At 42.5% G+C, this 15,429-nt stretch carries 11 protein-coding genes; 6 read left to right on the forward strand and 5 right to left on the reverse strand.

The genetic code is table 11. The features are described 5' to 3' along the window. Positions 1-60 precede the first annotated feature (60 nt). The 5 genes from ligA to G7B18_RS12185 all read left to right on the forward strand — a co-directional run bounded on the left by ligA (position 61) and on the right by G7B18_RS12185 (position 6,378). Positions 61-2,082: an NAD-dependent DNA ligase LigA gene (gene ligA / locus G7B18_RS12165; protein WP_164112576.1), complete on the forward strand. Its 2,022-nt coding sequence runs from the start codon at positions 61-63 to the stop codon at positions 2,080-2,082. A gap of 35 nt (positions 2,083-2,117) precedes the next feature. Further along, a complete protein-coding gene (dapA, locus tag G7B18_RS12170; RefSeq protein WP_164112577.1) occupies positions 2,118-2,996 on the forward strand; it encodes a 4-hydroxy-tetrahydrodipicolinate synthase in 879 nt (292 codons plus the stop codon). Between the two features lie 171 nt (positions 2,997-3,167). Continuing rightward, positions 3,168-3,575, forward strand: a complete 408-nt coding sequence (locus G7B18_RS12175; protein ID WP_205600251.1) for a hypothetical protein — start codon at positions 3,168-3,170, stop codon at positions 3,573-3,575. A gap of 38 nt (positions 3,576-3,613) precedes the next feature. Then, the gene (locus G7B18_RS12180) at positions 3,614-4,933 is read left to right on the forward strand and encodes a type IX secretion system plug protein domain-containing protein (RefSeq protein ID WP_164122714.1); all 1,320 of its coding nucleotides are present in this window, start codon (positions 3,614-3,616) and stop codon (positions 4,931-4,933) included. A gap of 8 nt (positions 4,934-4,941) precedes the next feature. After that, positions 4,942-6,378, forward strand: a complete 1,437-nt coding sequence (locus tag G7B18_RS12185; RefSeq protein ID WP_164122716.1) for an amino acid permease — start codon at positions 4,942-4,944, stop codon at positions 6,376-6,378. A gap of 63 nt (positions 6,379-6,441) precedes the next feature. On the opposite strand, the gene G7B18_RS12190 is transcribed toward G7B18_RS12185, so the two are convergent. Then, complete coding sequence (locus tag G7B18_RS12190) at positions 6,442-6,786, reverse strand: S41 family peptidase (RefSeq protein ID WP_164122718.1); 345 nt, start codon at positions 6,784-6,786, stop codon at positions 6,442-6,444. 244 nt (positions 6,787-7,030) lie between these two features. Between G7B18_RS12190 and G7B18_RS12195 the strand changes: the two genes are divergently transcribed. Continuing rightward, the gene (locus G7B18_RS12195) at positions 7,031-7,456 is read left to right on the forward strand and encodes a nuclear transport factor 2 family protein (protein ID WP_164126758.1); all 426 of its coding nucleotides are present in this window, start codon (positions 7,031-7,033) and stop codon (positions 7,454-7,456) included. Positions 7,457-7,656: 200 nt separating this feature from the next. Here the strand turns inward: G7B18_RS12195 and G7B18_RS12200 are convergent, their stop codons facing one another. The 4 genes from G7B18_RS12200 to G7B18_RS12215 form a co-directional block, all read right to left on the reverse strand. Continuing rightward, positions 7,657-9,102: a TlpA family protein disulfide reductase gene (locus G7B18_RS12200; RefSeq protein ID WP_164122720.1), complete on the reverse strand. Its 1,446-nt coding sequence runs from the start codon at positions 9,100-9,102 to the stop codon at positions 7,657-7,659. Between the two features lie 10 nt (positions 9,103-9,112). Continuing rightward, positions 9,113-10,516 (reverse strand): RagB/SusD family nutrient uptake outer membrane protein, encoded by a 1,404-nt coding sequence (locus tag G7B18_RS12205; RefSeq protein ID WP_164122722.1) that lies wholly within the window; start codon positions 10,514-10,516, stop codon positions 9,113-9,115. Between the two features lie 11 nt (positions 10,517-10,527). Next, positions 10,528-14,106: a SusC/RagA family TonB-linked outer membrane protein gene (locus G7B18_RS12210; protein ID WP_164112583.1), complete on the reverse strand. Its 3,579-nt coding sequence runs from the start codon at positions 14,104-14,106 to the stop codon at positions 10,528-10,530. A gap of 108 nt (positions 14,107-14,214) precedes the next feature. Then, positions 14,215-15,408, reverse strand: a complete 1,194-nt coding sequence (locus G7B18_RS12215) for a FecR family protein (protein WP_164122724.1) — start codon at positions 15,406-15,408, stop codon at positions 14,215-14,217. Between the last annotated feature and the right edge of the window lie 21 nt (positions 15,409-15,429).

Here is a 15,429-nt window from a genome sequence, read left to right on the forward strand (position 1 = left end):
CAATTAAAATAATGCCCTAAAATTATATTAGGGCTACAAAATTTCTTAATTTCGTTGCATATGTCGCAGGATATCCAATCGAAAATAGAACAGTTAACAGCAGAACTTAATACATACAATTACCAGTATTATGTGTTGGCAAATCCCCTAATCTCGGATTACGACTTTGATCAAAAGCTTAAGGAACTAGAGGCCTTAGAGTCTGCCTATCCCGAATATAGAGATGCCAACTCACCTACCTTAAAAGTAGGTGGCGATATCACGTCCAAATTCAATACCGTACAGCATCGGTGGCCGATGATGTCACTGAGCAATACATACAGTGAGCAGGAATTGATTGAATTTGACGAACGCGTCCAAAAATCAATAGGTCATGCTGTACAATATGTCTGTGAGCTCAAGTTTGACGGATTATCTATCTCATTGACCTACGAAAAAGGCAAATTGGTTCAAGCCGTGACCCGTGGAGATGGTGTACAAGGTGACGAGGTGACCAATAATGTACGTACCATCCGAAGTATTCCGCACCAGCTACGTTCCAAGACTTCCTATCCCGATTTTTTTGAAATCAGAGGAGAGATCTTCATGCACAAGTCTGCGTTTTTGAGATTAAATAGCGAACGCGAAGAAAATGGTGAATCCGCTTACGCCAATCCGCGTAATTTTGCATCAGGCACGCTCAAGTTACAAGACTCTTCCGAAGTAGCCAAACGTCCTTTGGACTGCTTTCTATACTTCCTATATATGGATAATCGGAATAGGGTATTTCAGTCGCACTGGGATAGCCTGAATGCCGTGCAAAGTTGGGGTTTTCCCGTTTCTGACCACATTAAGCTATGTGATACCATTCAGGATGTTTTGGATTTTGTCCACTATTGGGATGCCGCCCGTCATCAGCTCAGTTTCGAGATCGACGGTATCGTTATCAAGGTAAATGATTATGCCTACCAAGAAGAACTCGGTTTTACCGCCAAGTCTCCACGTTGGGCCACTTCCTATAAATTCAAGGCCGAACGCGCCGAAACCCGCCTCAATACCGTGAGCTATCAAGTCGGGAGAACCGGCGCAGTCACCCCTGTTGCCAACTTGGCCCCTGTGCTCTTAGCAGGTACTACCGTAAAACGGGCTTCGCTGCATAACGCCAACGAAATAGAACGGTTGGATCTCCACGAGCACGACACCGTATACGTAGAAAAAGGAGGTGAGATAATTCCTAAAATAGTGGGCGTTAATCTGGAAAAGAGAAGCCCCGGCGCCACCCCTATCCAATACCCGGACAGCTGTCCCGAGTGCGGTGCCAGGCTAATCCGGCAAGAAGGTGAGGCGGTACATTACTGTCCAAATGAAGAACACTGCGAGCCGCAGATCATCGGCAAGCTGCAACATTTTATAGGTCGCAAGATGATGGATATACAGGGATTGGGCGATGAGACTATTGTATCCTTTTATAAGCAAGGCTTACTACGTCATCTTTCCGATATCTACACCTTAAAAGACAAGCAGGATCTTTTGGTCACTATAGAACGTTTTGGTCAAAAATCAATAGACAACATGGTGGCTGGAATAGAACAGTCCAAGAATAAGCCTTTTGAGAAAGTTCTTTTTGCTCTTGGTATACGTCATGTTGGAGAGACCGTTGCCAAAAAACTGGCCTTTCATTTCAAGAGTCTTCATCACCTCAAGCAGGCTTCCATAGCGGAGATTGCCACCGTACAGGATATCGGTATACGCATAGCCGAAAGCGTTTATCACTATCTGCAACAACCGGAACATTTATCCGAACTCGACAAATTAGAAGCAGCGGGATTGAAGTTTGAAGTCGCCGAAAAAGTAATTGAACTGGCCGGAAACAACCTCGAGGGAAAAACTTTTCTGATATCCGGAGTTTTTGCCACACACAGTAGAGAAGATCTTTCCGCATTGATCGAGTCGCATGGCGGAAAGATGTTAAGCAGTATTTCTTCGAAGCTCAACTACCTGGTGGCCGGTGATAAAATGGGACCTTCCAAGTTAGTGAAGGCAGAAAAGCTAAAAATACCGATCATCACGGACGAAGAATTATTAAAAATGATTAATCAATAGTAACTTACAACATATTTAAATCAGAATCAACGAAAATGAATGAGATTCAGGGCGCGGGTGTAGCATTAGTTACCCCATTTAATGCAGATGGAACAATTGATTTTGAGGCTTTGGGCCAACTCATAGAGCTTCAGATCAATCAAGGAATGAATTACTTAGTGTCACTAGGCACCACTGGAGAGACGGCGACATTAAACTCTGAGGAACGAAAGAAGATCTGGAAATTTACGGCCGATAAGGTCAATGGCCGAGTTCCTTTGGTCGCCGGTATAGGCGGCAATAATACGATGGAAACAGTACGTCAGATTGAAGAGTTTGATTGTGCAGGGTATTGCGCAATACTCTCTGTATCGCCCTATTACAATAAGCCGACTCAAGAAGGGATTTATCAACATTACAAGGCTATAGCCGAAGCGTCCAAGTTACCGGTAATTCTTTACAATGTACCAGGGCGTACCGGTAGCAATATGACCGCAGAGACCACCCTCCGACTAGCCAATGATTTTTCCAATATCGTCGCTATTAAAGAAGCATCGGGCAATTTTGCACAGTTTTCAGAAATATTAAGAGACAAGCCCGAGGGTTTTGTGTTAATATCAGGCGATGATCCCGTGACCCTTCCTATGATGGCTATGGGAGCCGTTGGCGTCATATCTGTAGTCGGCAATGCATACCCTCGCCTAGTGTCCACGGTAACCAAGCTGTGTGCTGAAGGAAGATATACAGAAGCTAGAAGTATACACAACAAGCTGTTGCGTATTACGGACTTATGCTTTGTGGAAGGTAATCCTGCCGGGGTTAAGTATATTTTAAAACGTATCGATATCGGTCAGGACGTCTTACGTCTTCCATTGGTTCCTATCAGTGACAAGACCAAGGCCGCAATTGATGCGGAAATGAAAGTATTATCTTAACAAAAAGCCCATAACACTCAAAAAGTGTTTACAGCAATTCGTCTCCAGGCATCAACGGTCCGGAGACGAATATACCTCCTGCCCTCTTCCATACAATTTTATTTAACATCGTTTTTTCATTATTATAAACATTCTAGTATCTTTAATCTATCAAGTAATTGTTTAATAGATATGACAGATACAAATCTTACCCCAAAACGAAGAGGATCCAAGTTAAAGAGCTTTTTAGGATGGGCACTTCTGGTACTCGTATTAATCGGCAGTGGTCTTGTCTATTTCAAATACTATTTTGTTTTTGGCGAGGGCGTCAAATCAGGTTATCTCAATTATGCCGTAAAAAAAGGAAACCTTTTCAAGACCTACGAGGGCAAGCTTATTCAAGAGGGGTTTGGTAGCGGAAGAGCCGGGACATTGACCAGCAATGAGTTTGTTTTCTCCGTCGAGAGCGATTCTATATTTACCCAATTGGAGGCTAATAGCGGCAAGTTTTTCGACCTGCATTATAAAGAGTACCATGGTGTCATTCCCTGGCGTGGCAACACCAAGTATATTGTAGATCGCATTGTACAAATGAAATAACAGTGGTATACAGCCGTAATCAGCGTCAACCCTTCTTTATGTTTAAAATCAAACCATTCTTTGTCTTTTTTCTTCTTTTGCAGTTAGCGTTGGTCGCCCAAGCGCAAAAGAAGAAAAAGAAGCGTGTTTATGTCGAGCAGTCTCCAAAGCAGGAATTGCTGTATAAAGATTTCAACTATCTCCGCGAGATACAGTCCGTACAGCTCTATCCTACGGGCAAGGAAAGCCAGCTGCCTATATATACATTAGGAGATACAGAGCTTCTGAACCTCTCGTTTGATGATCTGAGGGCCGACGTTCGCAGTTATTACTACAGCATTGAACACTGCAATGCCGATTGGACACAGAGCCGCTTATCATCCCTGGACTATGCCGAAGGATACAATGAAGACCGAATCGTCGAAAGTCAACAATCCCAGGGTACCTTACAGCCTTTCACACATTACAAAACTGTATTTCCGAATGAATACGTGAGGCCCAAGGTTGCTGGCAACTTTCTACTCAAAGTATATGAAGATGCCGACAAACAAAGACTCATTCTTACCCGAAGATTTTACGTGGTCAAGCCTTTGGTAGCCATCGAAAGCCAGGTGATGGCTTCAAGCTTTGCCAACAAACGTCTGACGAACCAAAAGCTAAATGTAACGATAAAAACAGGATTAACGATAGCTAATCCACACCGAGACATACAGATACATGTCCTTCAGAACCAACGCCCCGATAATAGGATGGTGCTTAAGACCCCTATGTTTATAGGCACAAGTGAAATCAAGTATAACAATAGCGAAACCCTTGATTTTCTGGGTAATAACGAGTTTCGCTATGCTGACCTACGTTCTTTTAAAGGAGGTTCGGCACAGATCCAGGATATCCGTATAGACAGCCTTGTGGATATCCTATTGTTTACCGACAAGAACAATAACGGAGAGACCTATGCGACCACTTACGATGAGAACGGTAAATTCTATATACGGAATCTCGATTACGCTCAGGAAGACATCAGTGCTGACTATGCAGACGTCACCTTCTCCCTAGAGGCAAAGGAAGATATCGGTGGATCGATTTATGTGGTTGGAGGATTCAATAACTACCAGCAGACATCGTATAACCGGTTGCAATACAATGCTAAAAGTCAGAATTGGGAAGTAACACTAAAGTTAAAGCAGGGGCTTTACGACTACGAGTATGTGTTGGTCACTCCTGAAGGAAAGACCATCACGGATGCTTTTTCAGGCAGCCATTTTCAGACCGGCAATGATTATCAAATTCTGGTCTACTACCGTCGCACCGGAACCTACTGGGATGAACTGCTAGGTGTCGGCACAGCTGCTATCAATAATAAAGAAAACAAAAATTAACCAAGATTGTGAACGATAACAATAAAGATCAAAAATTAAAACGGGGACTTACCAATAGGCACATTCAGCTTATTGCTTTAGGTGGAGCTATAGGCACGGGGCTATTTTTAGGTATCGGAAAAGCGGCTGTATTGGCAGGCCCCTCCGTATTATTGGGCTACGCTATTGCTGGCATTATTGCTTTTTTCATTATGCGTCAGCTGGGAGAGATGGTGGTCGACGAACCTGTTTCCGGCAGCTTCTCCTTCTTTGCCAACAAGTATTGGGGCGGCTTTGCAGGTTATGCATCCGGGTGGAACTACTGGGTACTTTACATCCTTGTCAGTATGGCGGAGCTTACGGCTATTGGTGTGTATGTACAATTCTGGTGGCCCGAAATTCCATTATGGGTATCCAGTCTTTTCTTTTTTATCGTCGTCAATGCGATCAACCTTGCTTCTGTAAAAGTATATGGAGAGACCGAGTTCTGGTTTTCTATTATCAAGGTCGTCGCCATCATTGCGATGATCATATTTGGTGCCTATCTACTCATTTCAGGTTCAGGGGGTGAGACGGCAACGGTCACCAACCTCTATAACGATGGCGGCTTCTTTCCAAAAGGATGGTTAGGCACCGCCGAGGACGGTAGTTACCAGGGGCTTCTAGCTGCGCTAGTGATGATCATGTTCTCATTCGGGGGTCTCGAACTTGTTGGGATCACCGCCGCTGAGGCCGAGAATCCAGAGAAGAATATTCCAAGAGCGACCAACCAAGTGTTGATCCGGATCCTTATTTTCTATGTAGGAGCCTTGTTTATTCTATTTTCATTAATGCCTTGGCGTAGTATCAATGCCGATACGAGCCCTTTTGTCGAAGTATTCAACTCCCTTAATTCTTATCAATTCACACTGTTTGGCAAGACATACTTCTTTACGACCATCATAGCCAATGTGCTCAATCTAATCGTGCTTACAGCGGCCTTATCTGTGTATAATAGCTCCGTATATAGCAATTCCAGAATGCTTTACGGCCTAGCCGAGCAGGGCAATGCGCCTAAGTTTCTGAATAAGGTGAATAAGAACCACGCGCCTACTGCAGCCATTTTAGTATCAGCTGCCTTGGTCGCCATTTGTATCGTTGTCAACAAACTAATACCCGAAAAAGCCTTAGAAATATTAATGTCTCTGGTTGTATCATCCCTGATCATTAACTGGATTATGATTAGCTGGACCCATATTTACTTCAAAAAACAAAAGATAAAAGAAAACAAGAAAACCCTATTTCCTAGTTTATTCTATCCTTTTAGTAATGTGATCTGTCTTTTATTCCTGTCAGGCGTTTTGGTGATGATGTGGTTTACCGGCTTGAAGATATCTGTCGAGCTCATCCCGATATGGTTGATTCTCTTGTATGTCAGTTACCTGATCGTCAATGCACGCAAACAAAAGGCCGATAAACTATCTTAATAACTATACGATATAAAAGCAGGCTCCGATTATTTCGGGGCCTGCTTTTTTGTTCTATTTCCCCTATTTTGTGATGATCTCTAAAGCCTTTTCTATAAAGGGATCTCGCTTTTGTAACACATCATTCAGGGAGTAGTCTACTTCATAATCTGGCGTGATACCGTCGAGGTGGTGTTTAGTGCCATCCGAGTTTATGACTTTTATTCCCGAAAAAGTAACCATAATTCCTCCTGGGAGATATTGATAGTTGATATTTCCGTTAGCCCCTGACGTATGTTTACCAATTAAGGTGCCCACTTTCCAGTGTTTTATTGCATCTAGGAATGTCTCAGGAGCACTTTGAGTCGATTCGGAGACTGTGAACAGTCTTTTTTGAGAATAATTATCAACAACTACAGAACTTTTCACCGAAGCAATCTCTTCTTTCGCCGAAAAATAAAATCATTTGGTCGAAAGATCGTTTCCGACCTGCGCAATCCCTCCTATTTTTGAATCAGCAATTACCACAAAGCAGGCATCGGAGAAGAAAGTTGATAAAATATGGTTGATGCTAGAAAGAATAAATAAAACAACAAGCAGGCGCAACCTCCATAATAGAACTAGCGTCTTAAGGATAAAAGAAACTACTACCATTTAAAAAAACATTATTCAGATGAAAAAGATTATCGCAACCATCGCAACAGTATTCATTCTCGCCCTATCATTTAATGCTTCGGCCAAAACGGCCTTTAATCCATTGAAAGACGTCAGCGCCCTGAAAATTGCCCTTACCTATGTAGAAGCTATAACAATAGGTAACACCGAGTTCAACAAGTATCTATTTGCCCCGGACTTTGAATACCGCGTCGCCAGCACGGATCAGGTACACAACCGTGCGACCTATTTAAAGTTTCTGAAAGGCAATAAAGGGTTAAAGTACAACTGCAAGACCAGTTACGAAATATTGGATCAGACAGGTCCTACCTGTATGGCCAAGGCAAGCATGCAATTCGAGAAATTCACCCGTATAGACTACATTACGCTGCTGCAGACCCCAGATGGCTGGAAAGTCAGCAAAGTGGTAACAACATACGCTTAGTATTTTGTGATTTTTACTGTAAATTATATGTTTAGGCCCCGAGCGATCGGGGCTTTTTATTTGGAAAAAGAATATAAGCAGCACGCTCTTAGCGTAAATCATCCGGGCTATCGGTCCCCTGAAGACAGACGAAAGCCCGGCGAAACATTACCCGTGTGCCCTCAGGTGAATAGCTGGTACCTAGACTTTCGTAGGTAGATTTACCTTACCGCTTTCAATTGATTCAACAATTCATCCATATCGCTAGGGCGTTTAGCATCCCAATTTACGATTTTGCCTGTCTTGTCAAAAATCAGATAACGGGGTATTCCGTTAAAACCTGGAACTTTATCGCGTATATCTTTTGCCAAAGCTTTGTTAGCACGCAGATTAATCCCTTTCAAGGGATAGCCCTGTACCATTTCTCTCCATTTGGCATCCGCATTATCGTAGTCTATAGATAGGTACACCGGCATTATGCCCATCTTTTCCATCGCACCATGCAATTTGATACTATATTGCAGCTCCGCCCGGCATGGGCCACACCAGGTTGCCCAAAGATCTACATAAGCGACAGCTCCTTTCAGACGCTCACCAAGTTCAGCTAAAGTATTTATATGGGCAAAATCTTCTAAAAATTCAACACACGCATCGCTTTTGCCTATTCTGTTATGGTAGTCTTGCACCTCTTCAACTGCAGGTTTTAACGGCAAAATCAATTTACTATTAGGGTACTGCTGTACAAAATCGGTCCAATTAGCGAGCCAAGCTTTCTCATTGTCCTTACTTGCTAAACCATCCGCTATACACGTTGCCCAGGCGTATTCGAGCGTCTCATCTTTCAACAGAGGTTTAAATGTATTAATCATTTCCAGTGAATAGGGTAAGTCTCTTTGTGTCAAAGGTTTGTTCATCAGGCGGAGCAAGCTATGATATCGCCCCAAGTGCGAATTAAACAACGGACTCTTTATCCAGTCTGCATTTGTATTTAAGTCACTATAGATATCTTGCCATACCTTTAAATAGCTTGGATCAGGCAAATTTTGAGTATCAGGTTCCGGACTAAACACATGCGATCGCATCTTGAAGAAAATAGCAGTAGACAACAGAAGCTTATAATATAGCTCTGCTTCTATCTGAACCCTATTGTAAAAGTCTTTATCTATTTTACCCTGCTCCAATAAAGCTTTAAATTGCGCAACATCGACGTTTTTCAAGCTGTCGCAAACCTCCACCCTTTTCTCAGCCCGAGGATAGACTTCCAGCACCTCATATCTGCTACGCGTATCATCAGAATATAGTTTATTGTAAAGCTCTTGTCCAGATCCGTTAGCCCCACTTATCTTGTACGTATTGTCGGGGCCAAAATCTACATCCAGGCGATCACCAGGTTTTACCCATACATAAACGTAGCGAAAATCGTTCACCACCCTTACCATGCCCTCTTTGTTTATGTCAAATTCAATAACCGCCTCCTTGTTCGGTGCCATCTGACTCGAGCGCTGATTTTCCTGAAAATAGTTGCCATCGATAGGGATCGAGATCCTAACCTCCTTGTCGGCAGCGTGCGCATTATGTACTTTTATAATTGTTTTTTGTTGCGCATAAAGCGTTGTGACGGCCATCAAGGCCGCACACAACACATAACATTTATAGCTTAATCCCATGTTTGAATTTTTAATTTTGTACTATATGGGTGGCCAGCGCCGATTCAGGTAGATTCAACGTATAAGAAGGGCTGTTGGGTTCAATAGCCACCTTAGTACCATCTATAAAATAATGATACGCCGTAAAACCATACTGAGGATCATTGTTCAATCTACGCATATCAAACCACCTAGCCCCTTTAAACAACAGTTCTTTGCGACGCTCTAATAAGATGAACTTCACCGCATCGGTCTCGGATGTAGCCGTCATGTCAGTAAATTCGTCAGCCTTAATTCTATTTTTGCGCAAAGTATTTATGTCCTGCATGGCTCCAGCAAGATCCTTGGTCCTAGCCCTGGATTCTGCCCGGATTAAATACATCTCTGCCGTAGTAATCCCCGGATTTACGTAAGCAAACTGCTCCATATAGGTATACAAACCATTCCAGGGCGCACCTATTTCCATGTAGGGGTTGAAAAAAACACGTCTCAAGTCATCGGCATCAAATAGCTTCTCTGTCTCCTTTGCGATAGGTTGATAATACATACCCCCGATATAAGTAAATAGTAATGAAAAGATATTTTCAGGAACTTTCAGGTGGTCTGAAAATACAGTGACCCCCGGTTTGACACCAATATAAGGCACACCGTTCCTACTTACTTTTTCCGAGCACACCTCATTATAATCAATCAATTGATTATTAAAGCTTAATGCATCGCCAGCTGCCTTAGCCGCCAGATCGTATTTACCCATCATTAAATAGGTACGTGCCAAGAAGCCATATACAGCAGGTTTAGAAATCATGTAAGGATTTGCCGCCGATTCGGGTACTGCACCTAGTGATTCTGTCAGATCTTTGACTATAAAATCATAAGTTGCCTGTACGGTACCTCTACCCGGCAGCTGTTTTGTAATATCGTTGTTCACGACCAGTGGGATTCCCAAATCTGTACCCGCCGTAGCGCTTGCATAAGGCTTTGTGTAAATATTAACCAAATACCAATAAGCCAAAGCTCTGCCAAACTGAGCCTGCGCTTTGATTTTTGCAGCGCGATCCGGTGTAGCCCCTACAGATTTTTCTACATTATTAATAATCGCGTTAAACTGATAAATACTACCAAACAAACTTGACCAAAAGGAGTAAGATATTTCTTCTTCGGTAGCATAAATATCTTTTTTCCAGAAATATAACCGACTCTGTACGTTGTCCTTAAAATTAGTGGGGTCAATATTCGTCGCATAATAATCATCCGATAGAAAATCAATATCTGTAGATAGAAACCGAAAGATATTGGCATCATTTAGGATACGTTCAAAGTCTTCAATCTTTGAGGGGATCACATAGCCTTTTGGGGTGATATCTAAATATTCTTTACAAGCTGTAGTAGATAGCACCACAAAGGCAAACAATAGGTATATATAATATTTCTTCATCTTTATTCGTATTAAAATGTTGCGTTGATACCGATAGAATAGGTTGGCATTTCTGGTAATGTGCGCTGCTGGTTAGCGAATGCTTCCGGATCGATGTCAAATTTATTGAAATCTATGGTCCATAAATTCCGAATCTGCGCATTAAACTGCAATCCTTTAAGATATTTGATTCTATTCAAGCTATTGGCCGGTACATTATACGTTAATATTACCTCGCGAAGCTTAGCATAAGAAGAGTTAAATACATTTACATCCAGGTAATTACGATAGTAAGTATTCGTATACCAAGAATTCGGATCATCGATAACATTAGGGATGCTCGTGATATGCTCATCACCAGGTTTTTTCCATGCATCTGCCAGTCTACCATCCAGGGCATTAGGACCTCTAACTCCTCTTGGCATATTCTGTCTAGCTACAGAGCCTGCGTAGAATACAAACATACAGCTTAGATCAAAATTCCTATAGCCAAACATGTTGGTAAAGGCGCCGTTATGGATAGGCCTAGTGCTTCCTGAAAAATAAGCGAAGTCCAGCCTACTGGTCAATCCCTCTTCGCTATTCTCCAGGTTACCATCTGCATCGAGCACCTGTAGCTGTCCCTTATCTTCAGACAGACCCGCAAACCGGATGCTATACAAGCCTCCATAAGGCATTCCCACAAGGAAAGGCGATCCATTGGCAATTGCTCTTGGGTTGTTAAACGCCGGCGATAAAGCCGAATGGGTAATTTTATTTTTATTGTGTGCATACATGAATGTGGTAGACCATCTGAAATTTTGGCCATCTATATTTTTGGTCGTGAGCTGTGCCTCAAATCCTTTATTCGTCATACTTGCCGAATTAATCTGCGCATTTGAAAAACCGTACGTAGGATTTAGAGACTCATCGCCCAATATATCCGTAGTATTGCGTTTATAATAATCCAGTTTACCGATGATTCTATATCCGAATAAGCCAAAATCTACCCCAATATTAGAAGTCGCTGTCCGCTCCCAACGTAAAGCGTTATTGGCAGGGCTGATAATCCAATTGGATGGTTGACCGGTAATGAAGTTTACATCTGCGGCGGCAATCATAAAAGGACCCGAATTTTTGGGAATATTACCATTAATACCATATGTAGCGCGCAGTTGCAAATCATTTACAAAAGAGAGTCCTTCAAAGAAGGTTTCTTTAGAAGCATTCCAGGCCACCCCTGCCGACCACATCGGCTTGTACAGGTATTTTGGATCGGTTCCAAAGAGATTGGTTTGATCTATACGTATACTTCCGCTGGCAATATATTTGTTTTTAAACGTATAAGACGCATTTCCAAAAGCAGATACAAAGCGGTTTTCCTCATAAGAAAAGAAGTCATTCATGCCATCAAATGGATATCTGATGCTCAATAGCGTTACCGGTAAATTTTGAAGCCGTTGCCAATCCAGATTTATAAATTTAAGCGTAAGATCATCGTAGCCGTATTTGGTCACAGCAGTAGCGCTATTAACAGACTTTTTGTTCTCGACCCCCAGCTGTGCGGCAATAGCATGGTCGGTATGTAGCGTTTTATCGATGGATAGAATACCACGGATCACATGTCCCGAATAGTTGCTATTGACCTCGTCTAATTTAGCCCCTTGTGGTATGTTATACTGAGGTGTCAGCAAAGTACCGTCTAAGTTGGTGGCAAACTGTCCGTTGTCATCCAGCGAGGGCGTGATAAAATCATTTATCTGTTTTAGGAGATCTGCTTGTTGAGACAAGGTATGGACACGTTTTTTAAGATTGCCTTTTTCGAACTGATAACTCACCCCCAAGTTGATTCCTTCCGCTATTTTATAATTCAGTTCTGCCTGAATACGTTGTGCAGCACCATCAAAGCGTATGTCCTTATTATTCAATTCCTTTAACGGATAGTAGGATTCGTCGGCCAGTCCCCATGCCATGCGTTGCGCTATTGAAAATACGTTTGAACTGTTCTGATTCGCAGGGTCAGCATTTCGGTTTACCACCATCGGGTTGCCCAGTTCATCTTGTAGCATAGCATATGGTTTTAGCTTAAAGATACTCAATGCGGAAACCGGAGCATCCGTACCGTTATTAAAGTTCATATTTGCGTTTACACCGAAACTCAGCCTCTGTGTCACCTGATGTGCAGTTTTGAGAAACACCGTATAGGTTTTATCCTGTTGTTTTAGGTCGTAGCCATTCGCATTGGTATAGTTTAAGGACCCGTAGTATTGATTTCTATCATTACCTCCATTAAACGAAAAGCTATGGTTTTGCGTGAATGGAGATTGCATCATTAGATCTTTGATCTGATCTGTGTTATCCAGACCTGATAGATAACTCACGCGTTGGGCATATTCTTCCGGCGTGATTCTACCCGCTACCGAATCCATATACAGATGTGCAAAGGCCGAAAATGCGCTGTTCGAGTACCCCAGGAGGGTTTCATACCTTGGTGTAAGCAATTTACGTTCTACGGCAATATCGTCAGCCGCGGACAATCTATTTAGGTAACCTATATTGGGCTTGGCCTGAAATTGAAAACTGTTGTTATATTGAAAGGTTATATTACCTTTCTTGCCTTGTTTTGTACTAATTACGATCACGCCATTTGCTGCGCGCGCACCCCAGATAGATGCAGCAGCAGCGTCTTTCAATATAGTTATACTTTCTACATCATTGGGGTTGATCGAGTTTATATCGCCTTCTATAGGAAAGTTATCAACGACGATAAGCGGTCTTTTTGTACCATACAATGTAGATACCCCCCTTATCGTCAATCCGTCATCCTGGGTCGGATCTGCATTCGGTCTATCCTTGCCTCCTATCAGTAAGAGGCCGGGCGCCATCCCTTCCAAACGTTCCAAGACGTTTGTCTGAATCTTATTTTGAATTTGCTTGCCGCTGATAAGATCAAAGGATCCTGTAGCTCTTTCCTTCGGAATACGTTGGTATCCAGTGCTGAACACTACCGTCTCGCCTATATCGGTATGGGTACGGGCAAGGACAATCACGCCCATATTTTTTGAAACCTTTATTTCTTTCGATAAATACCCGACATAGCTTACGATCAGGACTTCATCTTCATCTACATTAGTCAACAAAAAGTTACCTGACTCATTGGTAATCGCCGATTTGCTGGTCCCTTTGATGGTTACTGTTGCCCCCACAAGTGGCTTATTGTTATCCCCCTTGATGGTACCGTGCACATCTATATCGTTCAAAATTACTACGTTTTGAACGCTCGTTTTCATTGGGTTTTCTTTTATTATAATGGTATTGTCTTCAATTTCATAAGTAAGTCCCTGTCCTGCTAAGCTCTCCTTTAAGACCTGAGCGACAGGGGTCTTCATAAAATTAACCTTTATTGTTTTTTTATTTTGTACCTTTTTTGCAGACCAAAGTACGTTTAGGCCTGTTTGCTTGCGGATCTCATTAAAAAGCTGAGATAGGCTGACATTATTTCTTGCGTAGGTAATTGTTTGTGCAAATGTACGAGCATTGACTTGCACCATACTCATCATAAGCAACAGCGAGATCAGTTTCATCATCTTCACCAGTTTACCTATATTCCATTGAGATCTTTCATTCATCATTAATGTTGGTTTTAAAGGATAGTTGTTCAATTCCCGGTATATTCCCACTGTTGGGCAGCGGGTACTCGGCTTTATATTGTATTTATGGTTAGTTGGGGTAGATATTTGTTACTTCATGACGACGACCCTCCCTTCTTCTAGTTTGAAACGCGTGTCCCCTGCTTTTTCCAACATACCCAACACTTTGGATAGGTTTTCATACCTGGTGATACTACCGGCATACACTTCGCTCACGGTCGATCTATCCTGGTAGTAGATCTCTACATCATACCATCTTGCAATGGTCTTCATGACTTCTTCCAGTGGAGTATTGTTGAAAATAAACATATTGTTTTTCCAGGCTAGTGCCTTTTCTACGTTGGCATTTGCCACTTTAAGTACCCCTTGGCGGAGCACCGACTGCTGTCCGGGCCGCAATATCTCTGAAGCAGCTTTGCCCTTTCTGATGCTACTGTTTAAGGCAGTAACATGGACTGCTCCTTCAATGAGCGTGGTTGTGCTTTGCAATTCATCGGGGTAAGCACTTACATTAAAATGCGTACCTAAAACTTTTATCTCTTGCATATCACTTTTCACTACAAAGGAACGCTTGGATTTGCCCGAATCTTTATTCACCTCAAAATAGGCCTCCCCGATCAGTGATACACTTCTTTCGGTACTTCCAAACTGTGATGGGTATCGCAGTATAGATTCTGCATTGAGCCATACTTTTGTGCCATCCGGAAGTGTGACCTGAAACTGTCCTCCTTTGGGCGTTCTCACCTGTACGATGTCGCCCGGCTTTAATGGGGTAAGTGCTAAACCATTCGAATATCTTATCTCCTTATTTGACGATTCTATACCGGGCTCCCCATCGTCCACTATTACCTCCTCTCCACCGTCGATACTTATTACGGCCTGATTTCTACCGGGGGGCATGTCTATGGGTGTCGAAGCTATATTTTCTGTTGGAGGCTGAGCGACTTTTGTATGTGATGTCCATTGATAAGCGGCTATGCTTAGGCCAACTACGGCCACTACAGCAGCAGCGATTTTAAGAAGCAATCTGATAGGCGTAGTTGATTTAGGTTTTATTTGCCGACGCAAAGACTGAAGCGTCCACTCAGCCACATGATTTATTTCGGGCGCCAGTTTTTCCAGTCCATGGGTATTATCAAGAGCTTCTTCAATCAGCTTCTCAAATTCGTTACGTTTGGAATCATTGGATGCGAGTTCTTTCAAAAGAAAATCGAGATCTTCCCTGGAGTATTCGTTCCGTAGATACTTAAAAAAAATGTGTTTTATGTGCTTCTGTTCTTTCACAATATCGATCGTTTATAGATA

It is taken from the genome of Sphingobacterium sp. xlx-130 (assembly GCF_011007405.1).
GTDB classification, from domain to species: Bacteria; Bacteroidota; Bacteroidia; order Sphingobacteriales; family Sphingobacteriaceae; genus Sphingobacterium; species Sphingobacterium luzhongxinii.